This is a genomic window from Lysobacter changpingensis (assembly GCF_017308985.1).
Taxonomy (GTDB): Bacteria; Pseudomonadota; Gammaproteobacteria; order Xanthomonadales; family Xanthomonadaceae; genus Lysobacter_J; species Lysobacter_J changpingensis.
On the sequence record NZ_JADWPE010000003.1, the window covers coordinates 791,259 to 812,524 of the forward strand.

Sequence of the window (21,266 nt, forward strand, 5' to 3'; positions counted from 1 at the left end):
CTCACCCGGCGACTCCCAGCGCGCGCAGCATGCCGCGCGCCTTGGCGCGGGTTTCGTCGAGTTCCTTGCGCGGATCGGAGTCGGCGACGATGCCGGCGCCGGTGCGGAAGCGCAGCGTCGCACCGCCTTGCGCGGATTCCAGTTCGGCGCTGCGGATCAGGATGTTCAGGTCCATGTCGCCGTCGCGGTTGAGCCAGCCCATCGCGCCGGTGTACGCGCCGCGGCCGACGCCTTCGAGCTCGGCGATGATCTGCATGCAGCGCACCTTCGGGCAACCGGTGATCGTGCCGCCCGGGAACACCGCGCGGATCACCTGCCCCGGCGTCGCCTCCGCGCGCAGGCGACCGCGCACGTTGCTGACGATGTGGTGCACGTGCGCGTAGCTCTCGACCGTCATCAGCTCATCCACTTCGACGCTGCCCGGCGTGCAGACGCGGCCGAGGTCGTTGCGCTCCAGATCGATCAGCATCACGTGTTCGGCGCGTTCCTTCGGATGGCCGACGAGTTCCTGGATGCGTGCGGCATCGTCGTCGCCGGCGAAGCGTGGGCGCGTGCCGGCGATGGGCCGCGTCTCGACGACGTCGCCGCGCACCGACACCAGACGTTCCGGCGAGGCGCTGACCACGGCCCAGTCCTCGCCCGCGAACACGCCGGCGAACGGCGCGGGGTTGTTGTCGCGCAGGCGCTGGAAGAGCTCGGCGGCCTCGACCTTTCGACCGAAGCGGGCGCGCCAGCCGCGCGAGAGGTTGGCCTGGAATACGTCGCCCGCGGCGAGATAGTCGAGCACGCGGCGCACGCCATCGGTGAAGCGTTCGGGCTCGTCTTCTTCGAGTGCGTGTGGCGTTCGCCACGTCGGCAACGGCGGCAGCGCGGCGAGCCGGGCGATGTCGTCGAGCACGCCATCGCGCAGGGCGTCGTGTCCGGTTTCCACGACGAGCACACACTCGCCGCTGGTGTGGTCGCGCAGCACGGCCGCCGGGCAGCGCAGCGCGAGTGCGACGGGCAGCCGGCCTTCGGCGCGCGGAAGTTGCAGGATCGGCTCGACCTGCGCCGCGGCCTCGTAACCGAACAGCAGCGCCCAACCGCCGCGGAACGGCCAGCGCGGTTCGTCGCGCGGCACGCGTTCGTGCTGCCAGCGGGTATCGAGGGCGGCGAAGAAGTCGGTGCCGACGTCGGCGCCGCGTTCGTCGCGCACCGTTCCGTCGGCGTCGAGACGAAGCTGTCCTTCGCCGGCCACGAGCAGCAGGTCCCAACGTCCCTGCGCGGTGCCGTGCGCGCTGGATTCCAGCAGCAGCGGGTAGCGCGTGGGCGCCAGGCGTTGCAGCGCGAGCAGGTCGAAGGAGCCGGGCAGCGGATGGGTCAGGAGCATGGCGACATTGTCCGCTATTGGTGAGGCTTCGCGGCTGGGATGGGGAGGCAAGAACGGGTTCCCCAGGCGTTTGGCGCAACCGCCCGTCATCCCGGCGAAGGGCGGATCCAGGGCCTTCACGTTCGACGTCGGCGGTGCTTGCCGTTCGAAGCGGCCAAGGCAGGCCGAGGCAGCCGGATCATTGACCGAGCGAAGGCCCTTGCGACGGAACGTGTGTCGGCCTGGATTCCGGCCTTCGCCGGGATGACGGCTACGGTTGACCGTTACGGTTGAAGACTTCAGTTGAAGACTTTCGGTTGAGGACTTCGCTTCGGGATCGTTGGTTGGGAGCGTCGGTTAGGAACGTCGTTGGTGGACTTGGCAGACGACTTCGCTTGAGCGCCCTGCCGAGGGTGTGGATGCGGCTTCAGGAATGGTCGAAGTCGGCCAAAAGAAAAATCCCCGCCGAAGCGGGGATTTCCAGGATCGCATCACGCGGCCCGATCAGACGCGCTTGAACACCAGCGTGCCGTTCGTGCCGCCGAAGCCGAAGCCGTTCGACATCGCGACGTCGATCTTCTTCTCGCGCGCCACGTTCGGCACGTAGTCCAGATCGCAGCCCTCGCCCGCTTCGAACAGGTTGATCGTCGGCGGGATGATGCCGTGATGCAGCGCCAGCACCGAGAAGATGGCTTCCACGCCGCCGGCCGCGCCGAGCAGGTGACCGGTCATCGACTTGGTCGAGCTGACCATCGTCTTGTAGGCATGGTCGCCGAGTGCGCGCTTGATCGCGAGCGTTTCGGCCAGATCGCCCAGCGGCGTCGAGGTGCCGTGCGCGTTGAGGTAGGCCACCTCTTCCGGATTGATGCGCGCGTCCTTCATGGCCGCGACCATGCAGCGCGCCGGGCCTTCGCCGTTCTCGCTGGGGGCGGTCATGTGGAAGGCGTCGGAACTGGCGCCGAAGCCGGCGAGCTCGCAGTAAATGCGCGCGCCGCGGGCCTTGGCGTGTTCGTACTCTTCCAGGATCAGGATGCCGGCGCCGTCGCCGAGCACGAAGCCGTCGCGGTCCTTGTCCCACGGACGCGACGCGTGCGTCGGATCGTCATTGCGGGTGGACATCGCCTTCATCGAGCAGAAGCCCGCGACCGAAGTCGGCGAGGAACCGCGTTCGGCGCCGCCGGCGACCATCACGTCGGCATCGCCGTACTGGATCATGCGCATCGCCATGCCGATAGAATGGTTGGCGGTGGCGCAGGCCGAGACGGCCGAGAAGTTCGGACCCTTGATGCCGGTCAGCAGCGAGACCTGGCCCGGCAGCATGTTGATGATCGTGCTGGGCACGTAGAACGGCGAGACCTTGCGCGGGCCGCCGTCGTGGTACTTCACGGTCTGCTCTTCGATGCCGAGCAGGCCGCCGATGCCGGAGCCGATCAGCGCACCGATGCGCTCGGCATTGGATTCATCGACGTTGAGGCCGGCGTCCTTCATCGCCATCAGCGAAGCGGCGACGCCGTAATGGATGAACTCCTCCATCTTCTTGGCGTCCTTCGGATTCACCCACTGGGTGATGTCGAAGTCGCGCACTTCACCCGCGATACGGGTGGTGAAGGCGGAGGCGTCGAAATGGGTGATCGGGCCGATGCCGGAGCGACCGTTGACGATGCCGTCCCAGGTGCTGGCGACGTCGTTGCCCAGCGGCGACACCGCGCCGAGGCCGGTCACGACTACGCGTCGGTTGTTGGACATGAAACACTCCGTCTGACACTACGCCGGCGTATAGACCGGCTGATAAGACACGGGGCCGCGATGTGCGGCCCCGGTCTGATTTTCCTGACATACCAGGCGCCAGAGATGGCGATGGCGTTCTCGCGCGGTCCCGCCGGATGGCCGGCCCGCGCGCAGGATGAACTTACGACTTGACGTGAGCCTTCACGTAGTCGATGGCCTGCTGCACCGAGGTGATCTTCTCGGCTTCTTCGTCCGGGATCTCGCACTCGAACTCTTCTTCGAGCGCCATCACCAGCTCGACGGTATCGAGCGAGTCCGCGCCGAGGTCGTCGACGAACGAAGCGTTGTTGGTGACTTCTTCTTCCTTAACGCCAAGCTGTTCGACCACGATCTTCTTGACGCGTTCTTCGATGCTGCTCATGGGTTCTCACTCCTCCCGGGACGGGATATTCGACGGAATAGTCTAATTGAATCGAAGGCGTTCGCGAGCATACGCGAAAGCCCTTGGGGTTCAAGCGGTTACAGCTGAAACATTGCCCTGCCGGGCCCGCTTCACGGCATGTACATGCCGCCGTTGACGTGCAGGGTTTCACCGGTGATATAGGCCGCCGACGGGCCCGCCAGGAAGGCGACGGCACGGGCGATGTCCGCCGGCTCGCCGAAACGGCCCAGCGCGATCTGCCCCAGCATGGCGTTCTTGGCGTCCTCGGGCAGCGCCTTGGTCATGTCGGTATCGATGAAACCCGGCGCCACCACGTTAACGGTAATGTTGCGGCTGCCGATCTCCTTCGCCAGCGACTTGCTGAAGGCGATGATGCCGGCCTTGGCCGCCGCGTAGTTGGCTTGGCCGGCGTTGCCGGTCACGCCGATCACCGAGGCGATGTTGATGATGCGGCCCTTGCGCGCCTTCATCATCGAACGCATCACCGCCTTGCTGGTGCGGTAGACGCTGGTGAGATTGGTGTCGAGGATCGCCTGCCAGTCCTCGTCCTTCATGCGCATCAACAGGTTGTCGCGCGTGATGCCGGCGTTGTTGACGAGGATCGAGATGGCGCCGATGTCCTTGGCGATGCCGTCGATCAGCGCTTCGATGGACTCGGCATCGCTCACGTCGAGCACACGGCCATGACCGCCGTGCGCGGCGAGGCGCTCGCCGATCGCCTTCGCACCGGATTCGGACGTGGCCGTGCCGATCACCGTCGCGCCCTGCGCGGCCAGTTCGTCGGCGATCGCCGCGCCGATGCCACGGCTGGCACCGGTCACGAGGGCGATTTCACCTTTCAACAGTTCGGTCATGAAATTCTCCAGTTCTTTCGACACCGATCGCACGGAAGCGCGAACCGGTCGATCAGGGTCGATCCGTTTTCGGCCGCACCATCCGCGTTACGCATCAGGCCCAGTCGCCACGCGCGGATTCGAGCTCGCCCACCGCCCCGATCGCACGTGCGTCGATGCCCTTGTCGATGCGCTTGACGAGTCCGGCAAGCACTTTGCCCGGGCCGCATTCGGCCATGCGCGTGACGCCCTTGCCTGCCAGCGCCTGCACGCAACCGGTCCACTGTACCGGCAGGTAGAGCTGGCGCACGAGCGCGTCGCGAATGTAGTCCACGCTTTCGTGCACGCGTGCATCGACGTTCTGCACGACCGGCCGGTCGGGCATGCGCCAGGACAGGCCGGCCATCGCTTCGGCCAGACGGTTGGCGGCCTCGCGCATCAGCGGCGTATGGGAGGGCACGCTGACGGCCAGCTTCACCGCCTTGCGCACTCCGCGTTCGCCGAGCATCGCCAGCGCCTTGTCTACCGCGCCCGCATGGCCGCCGATGACGATCTGGCCGGGCGAATTGAAATTGGCCGGAACGACGACCTCGCTGCCGGAGACGGCGTCGCAGACCTCCTGCACCAGCGCGTCCTCGGCGCCGAGCACGGCCGCCATTGCGCCGACTCCAGCCGGGGCGGCGTCCTGCATCAGCTGCCCGCGCAATCGCACCAGGTGGGCGCCGTCCTTCAGCGACAACGCGCCGGCGGCGACCAGCGCCGTGTACTCGCCCAGGCTGTGGCCGGCGAGGAACGCCGGCGAGCGACCGCCCTGCTGCTGCCACGCACGCCACACCGCCACGCCCGCGGCGAGCAGCGCCGGCTGGGTGTATTCGGTGCGGTTGAGCATTTCCTCGGGACCGCCCTGGCTCAGCGCCCACAGATCCGCGTCCGCGCCCTCGCTGGCTTCCGCGAACGTCTCGCGCACGACCGGGTGCAGTTCGGACAGCTCGGCAAGCATGCCGACCGACTGCGAGCCCTGGCCCGGGAAGACGAAGGCGAGCGAAGCGTCGTGGGCGTTGGAATCGGTCACTCGGCGGGGTCCCTGCGAAAAGAGTGCGCATGATACGAGCCTTTGCTCTAGTGCGTCTGTACCGGGTCGTACTGAACCCGGCCACGTGCCGGAACTGTGAAGGCGCGCGGTTTGCATGGCATGGCGGCTTCGCCCCGTGAAGGCTGGCGGCGCTGTTCACGGGCACGCGGCCTGCTCCTGTTCTCGTTGATGCCACGCGTCTGCCCTCCCCCGTCCCTTGCTACGGCACACAGCATGACGCGCGAGCCGGCGCAGCCGAATCGCGTCAACACTCGATCTGAAGTAGGGATTTCTCCCGACGCGCAGTCAGACGCTAAGCGTCCGACACGGCATGCGCCAGCCGACGTTGTTCCGTGGCAGATCGCGCCACGTCGCCAACGTGAGGAACGCGATACGCGAACCCCAAACGAAAACGCCTCCGCATCAAGCGGAGGCGCCATGTTCTTCGCGAACGCGGAAACTCAGTAGCGCAGCAGCGCCGAGCCCCAGGTGAAACCGCCACCGAAGGCTTCCAGCAGCACCAGCTGGCCGCGCTGAACCTTGCCCGAGCGCACCGCTTCGTCCAGCGCCAGCGGCACCGAGCCCGACGAGGTGTTGCCGTGCTTGTCGACGGTGACGATCACGCGCTCCATCGGCATGTCCAGGCGCTTGGCCGTGGCTTCGATGATGCGCAGGTTGGCCTGGTGCGGAATCAGCCAGTCGATGTCGTGACGATCCAGGCCGTTGGCCTCGAGCGTTTCCTCCACGACCGAATCCAGCGCCTTCACCGCATGCTTGAAGACTTCGTTGCCGGTCATCAGCACGCGCACGCCGGCGTTGTGCTCTTCCGGCTTGAAGCCGACCGAGACGCCGACCGGATTCCACAGCAGTTCCTTCTTGCCGCCATCGGCGTGCATGTGGGTGCTGAGGATGCCGGTTTCGGTGTCGGCCTTGAGCACCACCGCGCCGGCGCCGTCGCCGAACAGCACGCAGGTGGAGCGGTCGCTCCAGTCGAGCATGCGGGTGAGCGTTTCCGAACCGACCACGAGCACGGTCTTCGCCGCGCCGGAACGGATGAACTTGTCGGCCACCGTCAGCGCGTAGACGAAGCCCGTGCAGGCGGCGTTGACGTCGAACGCCGGGCAGCCGTTCGCCCCGAGGCGATGCTGCAGCAGACAGGCGGTGGACGGAAAAATGAGGTCGGGCGTGGTGGTGCCGACGACGATCAGGTCGAGCTCGGTCGCATCGATGCCGGCCGCTTCCAGCGCGCGCATGGCGGCGTGATAGGCCAGATCGCTCGTGGTCTCGCCTTCCGCGGCGATGTGGCGCTCGCGGATGCCGGTACGGGCCGCGATCCACTCGTCGCTGGTGTCGACGATCTTCGCCAGGTCGTCGTTGGTCAGCACCTTCTCGGGAAGGTAGCTGCCGGTTCCCGCGATGCGGGAATAAATCTGTTGCGTCATCGCCACTCCGCTGCACAGCCGTGATGGCCCTGTCGGGCACTTGCCGGGGACCGTCGGCGGAGCCGACGGAAGCGTACCGCCGCTACCCTAATGCATCGGGGTCGCTGCCACGGGCCACCGCTGCCTCGCGGGGCCTTGCGGCGGCGGACAGCCGGCCCGGCGGCATCCGCGCACGTGGATCACGGGCGCGGAGCGGCGGTGGGCGAAGAGATTACTCTTCGTCGACGACCTTGGACTTGGTGTCGATCACCTTCTTGCCGCGGTAGTAGCCGTCCGCGGTGACGTGGTGACGCAGGTGGGTCTCGCCCGTGGTCGGGTCGGTGGCCAGCTGCTTGGCGGACAGCGCATCGTGCGAACGACGCATGCCACGCTTGGACGGGGAAACGCGGGACTTCTGGACAGCCATGGTCTTGCTCCAAAAAAAACTAGTTCGAATGTTTCTTCAATGCCGACAACGCAGCGAATGGGTTCGCGCGTTCCGGCTCCGGACCTTCTTCGGGTGCGGGCCAGTCGCCTTCCACCGCCTCCGTGCCGGGCATGATCGGCACGACCGGAACGGCGAGGATGAGTTCGTCCTCGACCAGTTCGACGGTCCGCAGCTGGCCGTTTTCGGGCACCAGCAGCGGCTCGTATCCGGGCGGCAGCGCGGCTTCGTCCGCTTCGTCGCGGATGAGGCCGAGCCGCTGCACGATGTTCACCGGCAACAGGAACCGCTGCAGGCTGCGCTGACAGGTCAGCGGCAGCTCGGCATCGATACGCAGTTCGACATAAGGCACCTTCAGCGAATCGCGATCGAAATCGAGCGCGAACCGCACCTCGCCCTGGGTGTCGACCAGGCTGTCCCGCAGCCGCGTCAGCGCCGACAACGGCAGGCGGCCTTCTACGCCGCGCCGTGCCGCCACCATGCGCCAAGCATCAAGAATCTCGGGCAGGTCCGCTGACATAAGCTGCGGAATGTTAGGGATCGCGCGCCATTCTGTCAAACCTGAACATGCCTTTCCGGAGCGGTGCAGTTCACGGTTTCGCCGCGCCGGATTTGCCGGTCGCCGGGCGGGGCTTCAGACTGGAAGCCTTCCATTCACGCCTCCCGCGCCGACGATCGTGACCATCGCCCTGCTCCTGCTGCTGTCCGCCCTGGCGGTCGCGGCGCTGGCCTACTCCCGCTCCCGCCCGAGCCGGCGCGAGCGCGCCATGCGCGACGTCCTGGACGCCGCCGACGCGCTGGAGGCCCAGCTCCGCGTGGCCCGCGCCGAAATCGAGGCGGTCACCGGCGGCGACGGCGACGATCCGGTCGGCGAGGCCATGCGCGAGATGCTGCGCCAGCGACTGTGGCTGCGCGACCATGGCCCGGACGCCAGCCTGGCCCAGCTGGACGAGGTGCGAAGCTCGATCGATGCCGCACGTGGCCGCATCGACCAGCAATTGTCGCGGATCGCCCAGGCCCGCGCCCCCCTCGCATGAACGCGCCGACGCGGCTGATCCTGGCCTCCACTTCGATGTACCGGCGCGAACTCCTCGGCCGGCTGCGCCTGCCGTTCGACACCGAACGTCCGGGCACCGACGAAACCCCGCTGCCCGGCGAAGCGCCGGAAGCGCTGGCCCGTCGGCTCGCGCGGTCAAAGGCCGCCGACGTGGCGGCCCGGCACCCGGGCGCGTGGGTGATCGGCTCCGACCAGGTCGCCGAATGCGGCGGCCGGGCGCTCGGCAAGCCCGGCGGGCACGAGGCCGCCGCGGTGCAGCTGGCCTCGATGTCCGGCCAGGCCGTGCGCTTCCACACGGGCTTGTGCCTGGCGCGCGACGGCGAGCCGCCGCTGGAAGCGATGGACTGCACCGTCGTGCGGTTCCGCGCACTCGGGCCGGACGAGATCGAACGCTACCTGCGCGCCGAGCAGCCCTACGATTGCGCCGGCAGCTTCAAATCCGAAGGGCTCGGGATCGGCCTGTTCGAGGCCATCGAGAACCGCGATCCGACCGCGCTCATCGGTTTGCCGCTGATCGCCACCGCCCGCCTGCTGCGCCAGGCCGGCTTCCGCCTGCCCTGACGCGTCTCAGCGCGTCACTTCAACCGGCTGCTCCGCCCAGGTCTCGACGCTGCCGTCGTGGCCGTGCAGGCGCAGGCCGAGCCAGTGCGTGCCGGGCGCGATGTCGCGATCGCTCAGGTCGACCGTCGCATCGAAACCCACCTTCGGATGCTGCGGATCGTTCGACACCTTCCACACGCGCTGCAGGCCGGGGAACGCTCGCCCGTATCGCGCCCGCGCGACGACCTCGCCGTCGAGGGTGACGTCCATCGCGGACAGCCCCACGCCGTCCTTGAACGCCCAGCCCTGCACGTCGAAGCGCCGGCCCACGCGCGCGTCGGCGGCGGGCGCGTCGATCCATGCCATCGACGGCGTGACGCACGGGCCCGCGGCGGGTTTGCCGGTCAGCGCGAACAGCATGAAACGCTGGCGCCCGTGATCGATGTTGAGCACCTCCGGCGGCGGCAGCGGGCCGACCATCCGGCACAGCGCGTGGTAGCGATCGGGGAGATCGCGGTACTTCACTTCGGTGGCGCCGACCACCAGCAGCACGGGCGCGGCGCCCCATTCGGCACGTCCCGGCGTATGCAGGCCCCACAGGCGCAACTGCGGCGCGCGGCCATGCTTGAGGTTGATCGGATGATCGAGCACCGGGATGCGCGGATCGCCCATCGCGAAGCCGAGCTCGGCGCCGATCTTGAAGTTGTCGGCGACCACGCGCGTGCCCTCGGGCATGGCGCGCAACTTCCCGCGCACGGCGTCGGCCAGCGTTTCCCAGCCGGCGAAGTTCGAGGGATACCACTTCTCCGCCGCGCTCGCCTCGCGCGAGTGCGCGCTCGATACGGCGACGTAGTAGCCCAGGTTCGCCATCAGACCGATGCCCGCCAGCGCCATCGTCGCCAGGCGCCACGCGCGCGGCCAGGAGGCCAGCACCGCCGGCACCAGCGGCAGCAGCGCGAGGTAGCCCGGCAGGGGCCAGTGGAAGCTGACGCGCTCGGTGTCGGCGAAGAATCCCAGCGCGAAGAAACCGGCCACCACGCCCGTGCCCAGCAGCGCGAAGTAGCGCGACACCGTGGACCCGCAGACCAGCCCGCGCCGCGCCGCCACCGCCATCGCCGCGAACAGCAGTGGCGTGACCAGCAGCGCCTGGATGCCGATGAACGCGATGCCGTCCGCGTGGAACGCCCACGGGTGGCGATCGACGAGCTGGAAGCGCAGGCCGGCATCGGCGTTGTCGAGATTCCAGGCCACCAGCGGCGCCCACGCCGATGCGCCGAAGGCGATGGCGACCATCACGCGCACGTCGCGCAGCGCGCGGCGGCCATCGGCCAGCATCAGCAACGCGACGAAGCCGACCACGATCACCGCGATGAACCGGTAATGGCACAGCGCGCCGAGCGCGAGTCCGGCCGCCAGTTCGAGCGCCGCCTGCGGCGTGACCTGGCGCAGCAGGCGCGCGCCGGCGTCCATGCACAACAGCGTCGCCAGCGCCATCGCGGCATCGGGCAGCGCCATCAGGCCGAGCGCGCCCGCCAGCGGCAGCAACAGCGTCAGCGTGCCCGCCTCCCAGCCGGCCTTCGCGCCGAACTCGCGCGATGTCACGTGCACCATCAGCAGCGGCACGCACGCGCCAATCAGCACAAACGGCAAACGCAGCGCGAAGGTGCCCTCGCCGAAGGCCATGCCCAGGCGGGTCAACCACGCCGTCAGGCCCGGCAGGTCCGAGTACGCGGCGGCCAGGTGCTGGCCTTCCTGCCAGTAGAAGGCTTCGTCGACGAACAGCGGCAGACGCGCGGCGATGAGCAGCTTCACCGCCAGAACCGAGACCCACAGCACCCAAAAGGCACGTCGCGCCTGCACTGCATCCCGCATCCGTTCGTGACCTCGCTACACTCGGGGGAGATCGGTGGGCCGGCAGGATTCGATGGCCGGCCGCCACGCGGAGGGGAGTCCGCCGGCGATCCGCCGGCCCGCGCGGCGCACCACTGAAACATTCCAGGAGACACGCACGATGGCGGTATCCCTTTCGACGGCGGCCATGCTAACCGATGGCCTCCGCGCATCCCTCGACCGCGCGCAGACACAGGTCAACGAGCTCGTGCTGGGCAAACCGCACGAAGTACGCCTGGCGTTCGTCGCGCTGCTCGCCGGCGGGCACGTGCTGATCGAGGACCTGCCCGGCCTGGGCAAGACCACGCTGGCGCACGCGCTCGCCGCGACGCTGGGGCTGGAATTCCAGCGCGTGCAGTTCACCTCCGACCTGCTGCCGGCGGATGTGGTCGGCGTGTCGGTGTTCGATCCGCAATCGCGCCAGTTCCAGTTCCACCCCGGCCCGGTGTTCGCCCAGGTGCTGCTGGCGGATGAGATCAACCGCGCGCCGCCGCGCACGCAGAGCGCGCTGCTGGAAGCGATGGCCGAGTACCAGGTCACCGTCGACGGCACGACGCACGCGCTGCCCGAGCCGTTCTTCGTGATCGCCACGCAGAATCCGGTGGATCTGTCGGGCACGTATCCGCTGCCGGACTCGCAGCTCGACCGCTTCCTGCTGCGCCTGAGCCTGGGTTACCCGGGCGAAGCCGCCGAACGCGACCTGCTCGCCGGCACCGACCGTCGCGACCTCATCGCGCGTGCGGCGCCGCAACTGCGCGCGGAAGACGTGCTCGCCGCGCGTCGCGCCGTGCAGGACGTGCACGCCAGCGATGCGCTCATCCATTACGTGCAGGCGCTGCTCGCGCGCAGCCGGCGCCATCCGGGCGTGCGCGTGGGGCTTTCGCCGCGCGCGGGACTCGCGCTGCTGCGTGCGGCGCGCGCGTATGCGTTGCTGCTCGGCCGCGCGCACGTGCTGCCGGAAGACGTGCAGGCGCTGTTCCCGGCGGTGGCGGCGCATCGCCTGGTGGCCGAGGTCGATGCCGGCAAGGACGCGGCGCTGGCGAAGGCGATCCTGCACGCGGTGCCGGTGGACTGATCCGTGCCCATCGCCGCTGCACGGCGCCTGTACCTGCGCGCCCACGCGATCGCGATGGTGTTCACGCGACCGCGCGATCCCGAAGCCCTGCCCGCGCGCCTGCACCGGCGTCGCATCTACGTGCTGCCCACGTCGTTCGGCCTGTTCTACGGGGTCGCGCTGATGACGATGCTGCTGGGCGCGCTCAACTACAACAACAACCCGGCGCTGCTGCTCGGCCTGCTGCTGGGCGGCGCGGGCCTGGCGAGCCTGGTCGGCGCGCAGATGCAACTGTCGGACCTGCAACTCGTCGCCGCCGATGCCGAACCGGTCGCCGCCGGCTCGCCGCTGGAATTGCGCCTGCATGCGCGTGCCGATCCCGGCCGCACGCGACGCGGCCTGCGCGTGGACGACGACGGCCTGTTCGACGCGGAGCCGGCCGTGCTCAACCTCGACAAGGGCGCGGGCGAAGCGCAACTGCTGCTGCCGACCGAGCGCCGCGGCTGGTTCGACGTGCCCAAGCTGCGGTTGTCCACCACGCGTCCGCTGGGTCTTGCGCGCGCATGGGCCTATGTGTGGCCGGAAACGCCGCTGCTGGTCTATCCCACGCCAGAACCGCACGGCCCGCCGCTGCCCGGCGGTCGCGGCGAAAGCGCGCAGGCGCGGCTGCATCCCGCCGGCGACGACGTGCATCACCTGCGCGCCTATCGCGCGGGCGACGCGCCGCGCGCGATCGCATGGAAGTCCTCCGCACGCCGCGATGCGCTGATGGTGCGCGAGTTCGAACAACCGCTCGGCGCCGAAATCGTGCTCGACTGGCAGGCGACGACCGGCATCGCGTACGAGGCGCGCATCTCGCGGCTGGCACGCTGGATCGACGAGGCCGAACGCGAAGGTCGTCGTTACCGGCTGCGCCTGCCGGGCCAGTCGCCACTCGGCCCGGATCGCGGGCCGCTCCACCGCCACGCCTGCCTGCGCGCGCTCGCGCTGATGCCGCATGCCTAGACACGCACCGCTCCCGCTGGACGACCGCACGCGGCGCTGGGCGCTGTGGACCACCGGTGTCTGCCTGCTGCCGCTGTTGCTGCAACTGCCGCCGCAGCTGGCCGGCGGCATCGCCGCAAGCGCGGTGGGCGTGGCCGCGCTGTCCTGGCGTCGACCACTCCCGGGATTGCTGCGGTTGCTGATAGCGCTCGCGCTGATCGCGCTGGTCATCACGCTCAGCCGTTTCTCGATCGGTCGCGACACCGGCTGCGCGCTGCTCGCGGCGATGCTCGCGATCAAGCCGGCGGAAACCTTCACCCTGCGCGATGGCCGCAGCCTCATGGGCTTCGCGCTGTTCGCGCCGTTCGCGACCTTCCTGCTCGACCAGGGGCCGTTGTCGCTGACATTCGGTCTCGTCGCCGCGCTGCTGGTGCTGGCGACGCTGCAACGCATGGCGGAACTGGAATCCGGCGATCTCGCGCCCGTGGGTCCCCGCCGGCGTCTCGCGGGCATCGGGCGACTGGTCGGCCTCGGCCTGCCGATCGCGCTGGCGGCGTTCTGGCTGTTCCCGCGCGTGTCGTCTCCGATGTGGGGCATCCCCGAGCGCGCCATGGCGCGCACCGGTTTGTCGGACCGGATGAGCCCGGGCGAGTGGATCGATCTGATGACCGACGACACGCCCGCGCTGCGCGTGCGTTTCTTCGGCTCGACGCCGCCGACCTCGCAGATGTACTGGCGCGGGCCGGTGCTGTGGGAATTCGACGGACGCACCTGGACGCAGCCGCGTTGGCGCCCCGGCCAGCCGCAAACGCTCGCCGAGCCGGGCCGCGAGCGCTGGGACTACGAGATGGAAGTCGAGCCCACCGACAACCGGCAGCTCGTCGCGCTCGACCTGCCGCTGGATGCGCCGTCGGGCTCCTACCTCAATCCCGACCACGCGCTGCAGACCTTCCGGCCACTCGGCGCGATCAGCCGCTGGCGCGTGCAGTCGGCGCCGCCCGCGCGGTACGAGGCCGACCTCTCGCCCGCCGTGCGCCAGTTCGCGCTGGGCCTGCCGGCGGGCTTCAACCCGCGCACGCTCGCCCTCGCCCGCCAATGGCGCACCGAGGCGGGCGGCGGCAATGACGCGGCGATCGTCGAACGCGCGCTGTTGTGGATCCGTCGCGACTTCGCCTACACGCTGGAAACGCCGCTGCTCGGCCGGCATTCGGTGGACGAATTCCTGTTCGACCAGAAGGCCGGTTTCTGCGAGCACTTCAGTTCGTCCTTCGTCGTGCTGATGCGCGCGGCGGGAATTCCGGCGCGCGTGGTCACCGGCTATACCGGCGGATATCGGAATCCGCTCGGCGACTACTGGCTCGTGCGTCGCTCCGACGCGCACGCCTGGGCCGAGGTGTGGCTGCGCGGTCGCGGCTGGGTGCGGGTGGATCCGACCGCGGCGGTCGCGCCGGAACGCATCTACGACACCCTGGATTCGCGCGCGCTCGGCGGCACCGGATTGCAGGGCGTGCGTTCGCTGTTCGACGTGAGCGACTGGGTGCGGCGCGGCTGGAACGACTTCGTCGTCTCCTTCGACGCACAGCGCCAGCAACGCCTGCTCAGCCCGCTCGGCGTGGATCGGCTGGACTGGGGAACGCTCACCGCCCTGCTGGTCGGCACGATGGTGCTGGGCGTGTTGTGGATGGTGTGGTTCAGCCGGCGCAGCGAGCGCGAACGCGACCCGGTGTTGCGCGCGTGGCATCGACTGGGCCGCCGCTATCGCCGCTTCGGGCTGGAGCGCGAGCCGAGCGAGCCGGCGTCGGCGTGGGTGTCCCGCGTGGCCGGCGCGCGTCCGGACCTTGCCGCGGAACTGGGCATGCTCAGCCAACGTTTCAGCGATTGGCGGTACGCTGATGCCGAACCGGGGGGACGTTCGGCCCGCGCCTTGGCCAAGGCGTTGCGCGCGCATCGACCGCCCGCGAATTCTCCAGGAGAACGCCGATGAACGTCCGTCTCGCCCTACTCGCCCTTGGCGCCACGCTGCTGACCGCGTGCGTGTCGGCGCCGCAGCCGCTGCAAGGCGCCTATAACCCGATCACCCCGCGCGAAGCGGCGGCGACCGACAGCACCGGCGCGACGGTGCGCTGGGGCGGGCGCATCGTCAGCGTCGAGCCGCAGCCGAACCGCACCTGCTTCGAGATGATCTCCACGCTCCTCAACGACTCGGCGCGTCCGTACTGGGGCAGCGACGACACCGGCGGCCGCTTCCTCGCCTGCCGCACCGGGTTCTACGATCCGGCGGTGTTCGAGAAGAACCGCGAAGTGACCTTCGTCGGCCGCATCGCCGGCTACGAGAACCGCCGCATCGGCGAATACGACTACCGCTTCCCGCGCGTGGAAGCCGACGTGGTCTACCTGTGGCCTGTGCGCGAGACCGTGGACGTGGTGCAGTACCCGGCGCCGTGGCCGTGGTGGGGTTGGTGGTGAGTTGATTCGGGAGTCGAGAAAAAGCGTGATCCCGGTGAGGCCGCCATCCGCGGCGCATCGAACTACACCGCCGTCATTCCAGCGAAAGCTGGAACCCGGTTGCATACACAGGAAGGCCCGCCAAAGCGGGCCTTCTCTGTGCTCGTTACAACCCGGATTTGCGGCGAGTTGGGTTGAGGTCGGAACGTGCGGCCACGTCGACGCTTGCAATGCGTGATTTCGCCACACGAACCCCGCAGTTCTTGTAGCCCGGGTAAGCGAAGCGCACCCGGGAGCTGTCACGCTCGAATCAGGCGAGAGCAACGCGCCACTTCACCCTCCCCCGCGGCCATCGGGGCTAGCCCGATAGCGTTCGTCGGGATGCGCGCCGGTGTCTCGCAAACATCCCTCCCCACCCCTGCATTCGCAGCGTAGGGAGTCTCGGGCGCGACCCCGACCGCTTACCGCGACGTCCCGAACCGCCCCAAAGGCGCGCCTGCCAGCAGATGCAGGTGGATCTGGAACACCGTCTGCCCGCCATGCCCATTGCAGTTCATGACGATGCGGTACCCGTCTTCGGCAAAGCCTTCGCGCTTCGCGTATTCCGCCGCAGCGTGCGCGAGGCGGCCAACGACCGCGGCCTGGTCTTCCTTCAGGTCGTTGAGCGTGGCGATGTCGGTCTTCGGCACGAACAGCACGTGCACCGGCGCCTGCGGCGCGATGTCGCGGAACGCGATGAGGTGGTCGTCTTCGAAGACGACGTCGGCCGGAATCTCGCGGCGGATGATCTTGTGGAAGATGGTCTCGGACATGGGCGTTCGCAATGAATGTTCGGGGTTCGATGCGCAGCATACGCCCGACGCACCGCCTGCTCGAACCCCGGCCCCGAACGCCCTACTCCATCTCGCTGCGGCTGCCGAACGCATGCGACAACGTGCCGCGATCGACATACTCCAGCTCCCCGCCCAGCGGCACGCCGTGCGCGAGGCGACTCGGCCGCACGTCGTGCTTGCGCGCGAGCTGCGCGAGGTAATGCGCGGTCGCCTCGCCTTCGACCGTCGGATTGGTGGCGATGATCAGTTCCTGCACCTCGCCTTCGGCCAGTCGCGCGGCGAGCGTGTCCAGGCCGAGTTCGCGCGGGCCGATGCCATCCAGCGGCGACAACCGCCCCTGCAGCACGAAATACAGGCCGCGATAGCCCGTGGCCTGCTCGATCGCCAGCCGGTCCGCCGGCGATTCCACCGCGCACAGCTGGTGCGCGTCGCGCGCGGCGCTGGCGCAGGTGGCGCACACCGGCGTTTCGCTGAAGTCGCGGCAGCGCGCGCAATGGCCGATCTTCTCCACCGCGTCGGCGAGCGCGGCGGCCAAGCGCTGGCCGCCGGCGCGTTCGCGTTCGAGCAGGTGGTAGGCCATGCGCTGCGCGGATTTCTGGCCGACGCCGGGCAGCACGCGCAGCGCGTCGATCAGTTGTTCGAGCAGGGAGGACGTCATGCGGTGCGCACGCGGCCGTTCGCGCCGGCGCGGGCCGGCGCGGCGGCGGTCGCGATCATCAGAACGGCATCTTCATGCCGGGCGGGATCGGCATGCCGGCGGTGGCGGCCGACATCTTCGCCTGCGATTCCTGGTTGACCTTGTTGACCGCGTCGTTGAACGCGGCGGCGATGAGGTCCTCGACCATTTCCTGGTCGCCCAGCACGCTGGGATCGATGCGCACCTTGCGGCACTCCATGCGCCCGGAGATGGTCACGCTGACCATGCCGCCGCCGGCGTTGCCGGTGACTTCCAGCTTGGCGAGTTCTTCCTGCGCGCGCTGCACGTTTTCCTGCATCCGCTGCGCCTGCTGCATCAGTTGGGCGATGTTTCCACGCATGTTCGTTCTCGTGTTCCTGTGGGGGCGTTATGGCCGCGGCCCGCGCGAGCGGGCGCGGCGGGTCAGTTCTCGTCGTAGGGACGGATCGAGTCCGGCACGACCTTCGCGCCGTGCTGTGAAATCAACCGCTGCACGTCGGGATCGTTCATGAAGGCGGTTTCGGCATTGGCCTGGCGCTCATCGCGCGCGCGCTCGTTGCGCTCGCGCAGCGACTCGGCCGGGCGCGCGGCCTCGACGAAACGGATCTGCGGCGTGACGCCCAGCGCCGGCGCGAGCGCCTCGGCGACCAGATTCACGGTCATCTGGTTGCTGCGCAGCAGGTCGTCGTCGGCCGACAGCGACAGGCTCAGCACACCGTCCGCGTAACCGACGAAGCCGGCGTGTTCGGCGAGCACGCGCGCCGGGCCGCGCAAGGTGGAGTTGGCCACCAGCGAATGCCACGCATCCGCGTCGGCGATGCCCGCGTCGTGGACGAAGCCGGGGCGCGACGGTGGTGGCGCGCTGACCGCGGTGGGCGCGGCCGGCGCCAGTGCGGCGACGGGAGCGGGAGTGCGGACGGGTTCGCGGACCGGCTCGCGCGGGATGTCGCGCGGTGCGGATTCGCGCGGGACCTCCCACGGCGGTGAGTCGTCCGCCGGCTGCGGCTGCAGCGCGGGACGCGGCGCTTCGCGCTGCGGCGGCGCGGTGCGCGCAGGCGGAGCCGCATCGGCGAAGGGATTCGGCGGCGGCATGCGCGGCGTGGGCGACGAGGCCGGCGGCGCGGCCGACGCCGCACTGCGCACCGGCTCGCGGGCGGCGCCCGAGGACGGCGCGGCCGCACGGGCACCCTCGCCGTCGGTCGGACGGAACGCCAGCATGCGCAGCAGGCTCATCTCGAAGCCGGCACGCGGGCTCGGCGCCAGCGGCAGGTCGCGCCGGCCGTTGAGGGCCATCTGGTACCACAGTTGCACGACCTCCGGGCGCAGTCGGCCCGCCAGCGCATCGAGATCGACACCGTCGGCCTCGACCTGCGCTTCCGGCACCAGCTGGCGCACCTGCACGCGGTGCAGCGCGTCGCTGAACGCATCCAGCACGCTGCCCCAGTCGGGCGAGAATTCGGCGAGCGTCGCGACTTCGGCCAGCAGGCGCTCGCCGTCGCCTTCGGCCAGCGCCGAGAGCAGCGCGCCGACACGGGTGCGGTCGACCGTGCCCAGCATCGCCGCCACGCCGGCGTCGGCGAGCACGCCGCCGTCGGCGCCCGCGCTCGCGCCCGTGTAGGCGATGGCTTGATCCAGCAGCGACAGGCCGTCACGCAGGCTGCCGTCGGCGGCCTTGGCGAGCTGGCGGATCGCGCCCGGCTCGGCGGGAATGCCCTCGGCTTCGAGGATCCGCGTCATCTGGCCGTTGATCTGCTGCTCATCGAGCCGTTTCAGGTTGAACTGCAGGCAGCGCGACAGCACGGTAACCGGCAGCTTCTGCGGGTCGGTCGTGGCCAGCAGGAACTTCACGTGCCCCGGCGGCTCCTCCAGCGTCTTCAGCAGCGCGTTGAACGCCGACTTGGACAGCATGTGGACTTCGTCGATCAGGTAGACCTTCACCCGGCCGCGGCTGGGCATGTACTGCGCGTTGTCGATGACCTCGCGCACGTCGTCCACGCCGGTGTTGCTGGCCGCGTCGATTTCGAGCAGGTCGATGAACCGGCCGGCGTCGATGTCGCGGCAGGCCGCGCATTCGCCGCAGGGTTCGGCCGAGGTGCCGCGTTCGCAGTTGAGCGACTTGGCGAAGATGCGGGCGATGGTGGTCTTGCCGACGCCGCGCGTTCCGGTGAACAGGAACGCGTGGTGGACGCGGCCCGTGTCGAGCGCGTTGCTGAGCGCGCGGACCACGTGCTCCTGCCCGACCAGCTCGGCGAAGCGCTTCGGACGCCACTTACGGGCGAGGACAAGATAGGACATGCCCTCATTCTGCCACGCCGCATCGCATCGACTGCGACCGTGAAGGCGTCGCTTGTCCATGCCGGGCCTGGCAGCTAGAATTCACGGCCCTGGAGTGCACCCCTGACCTGGCCCCGCGCCGCGTTCAGGCCTCTCCCGGAAAAACGGAGAGGTGTCCGAGTGGTTGAAGGAGCACGCCTGGAAAGTGTGTAAGCGTCTAAACCGCGCTTCGGGGGTTCGAATCCCCCTCTCTCCGCCAGATTCCCGAAAGCCCCGCCGATCGCGGGGCTTTTGAATGAAACGTCTCTATGGTGGCCCCGTCGGCCCCTCGCGACGCTAGGTCGAAAACCCCGCCAGGGCCGGAAGGCAGCAACGGTATCGACTGACGCGGGCGCCGAGGTCAGCCGGCGGGGTCATCGCCCGTCTGGATGCTGCGCATCTGCGACCCCAGGATTTTGCCTTCGCAAAATCCTGGGCCCCGGCTATGTGCTTCCGATCCCCGCGCTGCCGCGCGCCCCCTTACCAAGGGGGCTGGTGCTCCAGTGGGCTGCACGGCGACTCCATGGAGCCGTCATCCCGGCGAAGGCCGGGATCCAGGCTGACCACGCCTCGGTAAAACGCCGTCCGGAAAGCAGCCGTCATTCCAGCGAAAGCTGGAACCCATTTTGATGTTCGCGACGGTGGACGTAATTGCGAGCGCGCGAACGCCCTTATTCGACGATCCCCAACGCGTCCGGCTCACGCCCGGTCTTCCAGTGGTCGACCACCTTCCACTGCTTCGTATCGATCACCGCGATCTCGTCGCCGCCACTGATCGCCGCATAGACACGCGGTTGCTTCGGGTCGGCGATGACGCCGATCGGCAACGCGGCGCTACCCAGCATGGTTTCGCGATACTCGACGCCAGGGCGCGACAGGGCGACGGTGTGCACGACTTCGTACTTGTCCGTATCGATCACCGACAGCGTCGCCGCGCGTGCATTCGTCACCAGCGCGTGACGGCCATCGGCCGTGAAGACGACGCGGATCGGGAAACCCTCGCTCTTGATCGTGCGCTGGATCGCAAGCGTCTTCGGATCATGCACGGTCACCGTGCCGGCTTCGCGATTGCTCACCCACACCTCGCCGGTCGACGGATGCACGGCCACGCCTTCCGCGCCCGCGCCGGCGGGGACTTCGTGCGTCTTCGCGCGCGTGGACAGATCGACGCGGCTCACGGTGCCAGTGTCGATCTTGGTGACGAATGCAGTCGCGCCATCGCGCGACAGCGCGACCATGTGGCCGCGGCCGTCGCCCAGGTCGATCGCGTGTTCGACACGCCCGTTCGCCACGTCGACCAGCAGCAACTTGCGCGAGCCTTCGGTCGTCACGACCGCGCGCTTGCCGTCGGGCAGCAGGCGCATGCCGTGCGGCTTGGCGTTTCCGCCCAGATCGATCGTGCGCGTGCCGCCGGGGGTTCCGAGCTCGAGCACGGTGATGCTGTGGCCCGGCGTCGCGCCGCCGTAATTGCTGACGAGCGCGAAGCGGTTGTCGCCGCTGACGACGATCTCGTGCGGGCCCTGGCCCGTCGCGAACTCGGCCACGCGCTCGCCGTTCTTCGTCGACAGGCGCCAGACGTTGTCAGCGGATTTGTTGCCCACCAGCAGATCGGTGGCGGATGCGGGCGCCATGACGAACGTGGCGGCAATGGCAAGCGGGAGCACGAGATCGCGGATCACGGTGGTCTCCAGAATGGGATCAGGGTTTCGTGTCGGGATGCAGCCAGCCGGCGTCGCCTTCGGCGTAGCGCTCGTGTTTCCAGATCGGCACGCGCGCCTTCACTTCATCGATGACGTAGCGGCAGGCGGCGAAGGCGGCATCGCGATGGGCGGCGCTCACGCCCACCCAGACGGCCATCTCGCCGATGACGAGGTCGCCGACGCGATGCACGCAGCGCACGTCGAGGATGTCGAACTTCGCGCAGGCCTCGTCGAGCACCTTCTCGCCTTCCGCCTGCGCGAGCGATGCATAGGCTTCGTAGCGAAGGCCGAGCACGTCGCGCCCTTCGTTGTGGTTGCGCACCCAGCCTTCGAAGCTGGCGTAACCGCCGACGCGATCGTCGAGCAGTTCGGCACGCAGCGTCGCGGTGTCGATGGGGGTTTGCGCGAGTAAAAAACGGGTCATGTCGGGAGTGTGGCACTTGGAGTGTGCAGGCGCTGCACGTTGCAGCGGGACGGATGCGAAC

The 21,266-nt window shown here is 69.0% G+C and carries 21 protein-coding genes, 1 tRNA gene and 1 other RNA gene; 8 read left to right on the plus strand and 15 right to left on the minus strand.

What is annotated here, in order from left to right; translation table 11 throughout:
* Position 1: 1 nt before the first annotated feature.
* From I4U41_RS10505 to I4U41_RS10540, 8 genes are all read right to left on the minus strand, one after another.
* Positions 2 to 1,369, minus strand: a complete 1,368-nt coding sequence (locus I4U41_RS10505; protein ID WP_206861078.1) for an aminodeoxychorismate synthase component I — start codon at positions 1,367 to 1,369, stop codon at positions 2 to 4.
* Between the two features lie 483 nt (positions 1,370 to 1,852).
* Positions 1,853 to 3,094 (minus strand): beta-ketoacyl-ACP synthase II, encoded by a 1,242-nt coding sequence (gene fabF, locus I4U41_RS10510; RefSeq protein ID WP_206861079.1) that lies wholly within the window; start codon positions 3,092 to 3,094, stop codon positions 1,853 to 1,855.
* 163 nt (positions 3,095 to 3,257) lie between these two features.
* Positions 3,258 to 3,497 (minus strand): acyl carrier protein, encoded by a 240-nt coding sequence (acpP, locus tag I4U41_RS10515; RefSeq protein WP_031373652.1) that lies wholly within the window; start codon positions 3,495 to 3,497, stop codon positions 3,258 to 3,260.
* Positions 3,498 to 3,628: 131 nt separating this feature from the next.
* A complete protein-coding gene (gene fabG, locus I4U41_RS10520) occupies positions 3,629 to 4,372 on the minus strand; it encodes a 3-oxoacyl-ACP reductase FabG (RefSeq protein ID WP_206861080.1) in 744 nt (247 codons plus the stop codon).
* Positions 4,373 to 4,466: 94 nt separating this feature from the next.
* Entirely contained in the window at positions 4,467 to 5,423 is a 957-nt protein-coding gene (gene fabD, locus I4U41_RS10525) for an ACP S-malonyltransferase (RefSeq protein ID WP_320415174.1), read from the minus strand.
* A 461-nt stretch (positions 5,424 to 5,884) separates the two neighbouring features.
* Positions 5,885 to 6,865 (minus strand): beta-ketoacyl-ACP synthase III, encoded by a 981-nt coding sequence (locus I4U41_RS10530; RefSeq protein WP_206861082.1) that lies wholly within the window; start codon positions 6,863 to 6,865, stop codon positions 5,885 to 5,887.
* 211 nt (positions 6,866 to 7,076) lie between these two features.
* The gene (gene rpmF, locus I4U41_RS10535) at positions 7,077 to 7,271 is read right to left on the minus strand and encodes a 50S ribosomal protein L32 (RefSeq protein WP_206861083.1); all 195 of its coding nucleotides are present in this window, start codon (positions 7,269 to 7,271) and stop codon (positions 7,077 to 7,079) included.
* Between the two features lie 19 nt (positions 7,272 to 7,290).
* A complete protein-coding gene (locus I4U41_RS10540) occupies positions 7,291 to 7,809 on the minus strand; it encodes a YceD family protein (RefSeq protein ID WP_206861620.1) in 519 nt (172 codons plus the stop codon).
* A gap of 157 nt (positions 7,810 to 7,966) precedes the next feature.
* Here I4U41_RS10540 and I4U41_RS10545 point away from each other — a divergent pair, with 157 nt between their 5' ends.
* Together I4U41_RS10545 and I4U41_RS10550 are read left to right on the plus strand one after the other, a co-directional pair.
* Positions 7,967 to 8,326 (plus strand): hypothetical protein, encoded by a 360-nt coding sequence (locus tag I4U41_RS10545; RefSeq protein ID WP_206861084.1) that lies wholly within the window; start codon positions 7,967 to 7,969, stop codon positions 8,324 to 8,326.
* The gene (locus tag I4U41_RS10550) at positions 8,323 to 8,907 is read left to right on the plus strand and encodes a Maf family protein (protein ID WP_206861085.1); all 585 of its coding nucleotides are present in this window, start codon (positions 8,323 to 8,325) and stop codon (positions 8,905 to 8,907) included. Before I4U41_RS10545 ends, I4U41_RS10550 begins: the two co-directional genes overlap by 4 nt.
* Before the next feature lie 6 nt (positions 8,908 to 8,913).
* Here the strand turns inward: I4U41_RS10550 and I4U41_RS10555 are convergent, their stop codons facing one another.
* Positions 8,914 to 10,758, minus strand: a complete 1,845-nt coding sequence (locus tag I4U41_RS10555; protein WP_206861086.1) for an ArnT family glycosyltransferase — start codon at positions 10,756 to 10,758, stop codon at positions 8,914 to 8,916.
* A gap of 139 nt (positions 10,759 to 10,897) precedes the next feature.
* Here I4U41_RS10555 and I4U41_RS10560 point away from each other — a divergent pair, with 139 nt between their 5' ends.
* From I4U41_RS10560 to I4U41_RS10575, 4 genes are read left to right on the plus strand one after another with little or no spacing between them, the layout of a single operon-like run.
* Complete coding sequence (locus tag I4U41_RS10560; RefSeq protein ID WP_320415175.1) at positions 10,898 to 11,851, plus strand: AAA family ATPase; 954 nt, start codon at positions 10,898 to 10,900, stop codon at positions 11,849 to 11,851.
* Positions 11,852 to 11,884: 33 nt separating this feature from the next.
* A complete protein-coding gene (locus I4U41_RS10565) occupies positions 11,885 to 12,835 on the plus strand; it encodes a DUF58 domain-containing protein (RefSeq protein WP_425492574.1) in 951 nt (316 codons plus the stop codon).
* Positions 12,828 to 14,798, plus strand: a complete 1,971-nt coding sequence (locus I4U41_RS10570; RefSeq protein ID WP_206861087.1) for a transglutaminase TgpA family protein — start codon at positions 12,828 to 12,830, stop codon at positions 14,796 to 14,798. The genes I4U41_RS10565 and I4U41_RS10570 overlap by 8 nt, the downstream gene beginning before the upstream one ends.
* On the plus strand, positions 14,795 to 15,280 hold the full coding sequence (locus I4U41_RS10575; RefSeq protein WP_206861088.1) for a Slp family lipoprotein: 486 nt from the start codon (positions 14,795 to 14,797) through the stop codon (positions 15,278 to 15,280). The genes I4U41_RS10570 and I4U41_RS10575 overlap by 4 nt, the downstream gene beginning before the upstream one ends.
* A 440-nt stretch (positions 15,281 to 15,720) precedes the next feature.
* Here the strand turns inward: I4U41_RS10575 and I4U41_RS10580 are convergent, their stop codons facing one another.
* From I4U41_RS10580 to dnaX, 4 genes are all read right to left on the minus strand, one after another.
* Positions 15,721 to 16,071, minus strand: coding sequence for a histidine triad nucleotide-binding protein (locus tag I4U41_RS10580; protein WP_206861089.1), 351 nt, complete (start codon positions 16,069 to 16,071; stop codon positions 15,721 to 15,723).
* Positions 16,072 to 16,153: 82 nt separating this feature from the next.
* Positions 16,154 to 16,750 carry a recombination mediator RecR gene (gene recR / locus I4U41_RS10585; RefSeq protein WP_206861090.1) on the minus strand — a complete coding sequence of 199 codons (597 nt, stop codon included), beginning with the start codon at positions 16,748 to 16,750 and terminating at the stop codon, positions 16,154 to 16,156.
* Between the two features lie 58 nt (positions 16,751 to 16,808).
* On the minus strand, positions 16,809 to 17,129 hold the full coding sequence (locus I4U41_RS10590) for a YbaB/EbfC family nucleoid-associated protein (RefSeq protein WP_206861091.1): 321 nt from the start codon (positions 17,127 to 17,129) through the stop codon (positions 16,809 to 16,811).
* Between the two features lie 62 nt (positions 17,130 to 17,191).
* A complete protein-coding gene (dnaX, locus tag I4U41_RS10595) occupies positions 17,192 to 19,063 on the minus strand; it encodes a DNA polymerase III subunit gamma/tau (RefSeq protein WP_206861092.1) in 1,872 nt (623 codons plus the stop codon).
* Positions 19,064 to 19,208: 145 nt separating this feature from the next.
* Between dnaX and I4U41_RS10600 the strand changes: the two genes are divergently transcribed.
* Positions 19,209 to 19,301 (plus strand) — tRNA-Ser (locus I4U41_RS10600).
* A gap of 58 nt (positions 19,302 to 19,359) precedes the next feature.
* Positions 19,360 to 19,456: signal recognition particle sRNA small type (ffs, locus tag I4U41_RS10605), an RNA gene on the plus strand.
* A gap of 296 nt (positions 19,457 to 19,752) precedes the next feature.
* Here ffs and I4U41_RS10610 read toward each other — a convergent pair.
* Together I4U41_RS10610 and I4U41_RS10615 are read right to left on the minus strand one after the other, a co-directional pair.
* Positions 19,753 to 20,760 carry a YVTN family beta-propeller repeat protein gene (locus I4U41_RS10610; RefSeq protein ID WP_320415176.1) on the minus strand — a complete coding sequence of 336 codons (1,008 nt, stop codon included), beginning with the start codon at positions 20,758 to 20,760 and terminating at the stop codon, positions 19,753 to 19,755.
* A 19-nt stretch (positions 20,761 to 20,779) separates the two neighbouring features.
* Positions 20,780 to 21,205, minus strand: a complete 426-nt coding sequence (locus tag I4U41_RS10615) for a molybdenum cofactor biosynthesis protein MoaE (RefSeq protein WP_206861093.1) — start codon at positions 21,203 to 21,205, stop codon at positions 20,780 to 20,782.
* Positions 21,206 to 21,266 lie beyond the last annotated feature (61 nt).

Excerpts from the sequence above, each read along its gene's own strand:
- I4U41_RS10505 (WP_206861078.1), bottom strand. The coding sequence starts at position 1,369 with ATGCTCCTGACCCATCCGCTGCCCGGCTCCTTCGACCTGCTCGCGCTG.
- fabF (WP_206861079.1), bottom strand. The coding sequence starts at position 3,094 with ATGTCCAACAACCGACGCGTAGTCGTGACCGGCCTCGGCGCGGTGTCG.
- acpP (WP_031373652.1), bottom strand. The coding sequence starts at position 3,497 with ATGAGCAGCATCGAAGAACGCGTCAAGAAGATCGTGGTCGAACAGCTT.
- fabG (WP_206861080.1), bottom strand. The coding sequence starts at position 4,372 with ATGACCGAACTGTTGAAAGGTGAAATCGCCCTCGTGACCGGTGCCAGC.
- I4U41_RS10530 (WP_206861082.1), bottom strand. The coding sequence starts at position 6,865 with ATGACGCAACAGATTTATTCCCGCATCGCGGGAACCGGCAGCTACCTT.
- rpmF (WP_206861083.1), bottom strand. The coding sequence starts at position 7,271 with ATGGCTGTCCAGAAGTCCCGCGTTTCCCCGTCCAAGCGTGGCATGCGT.
- I4U41_RS10540 (WP_206861620.1), bottom strand. The coding sequence starts at position 7,809 with ATGTCAGCGGACCTGCCCGAGATTCTTGATGCTTGGCGCATGGTGGCG.
- I4U41_RS10550 (WP_206861085.1), top strand. The coding sequence starts at position 8,323 with ATGAACGCGCCGACGCGGCTGATCCTGGCCTCCACTTCGATGTACCGG.
- I4U41_RS10555 (WP_206861086.1), bottom strand. The coding sequence starts at position 10,758 with ATGCGGGATGCAGTGCAGGCGCGACGTGCCTTTTGGGTGCTGTGGGTC.
- I4U41_RS10560 (WP_320415175.1), top strand. The coding sequence starts at position 10,898 with ATGGCGGTATCCCTTTCGACGGCGGCCATGCTAACCGATGGCCTCCGC.
- I4U41_RS10570 (WP_206861087.1), top strand. The coding sequence starts at position 12,828 with ATGCCTAGACACGCACCGCTCCCGCTGGACGACCGCACGCGGCGCTGG.
- I4U41_RS10575 (WP_206861088.1), top strand. The coding sequence starts at position 14,795 with ATGAACGTCCGTCTCGCCCTACTCGCCCTTGGCGCCACGCTGCTGACC.
- I4U41_RS10580 (WP_206861089.1), bottom strand. The coding sequence starts at position 16,071 with ATGTCCGAGACCATCTTCCACAAGATCATCCGCCGCGAGATTCCGGCC.
- recR (WP_206861090.1), bottom strand. The coding sequence starts at position 16,750 with ATGACGTCCTCCCTGCTCGAACAACTGATCGACGCGCTGCGCGTGCTG.
- I4U41_RS10590 (WP_206861091.1), bottom strand. The coding sequence starts at position 17,129 with ATGCGTGGAAACATCGCCCAACTGATGCAGCAGGCGCAGCGGATGCAG.
- dnaX (WP_206861092.1), bottom strand. The coding sequence starts at position 19,063 with ATGTCCTATCTTGTCCTCGCCCGTAAGTGGCGTCCGAAGCGCTTCGCC.
- I4U41_RS10615 (WP_206861093.1), bottom strand. The coding sequence starts at position 21,205 with ATGACCCGTTTTTTACTCGCGCAAACCCCCATCGACACCGCGACGCTG.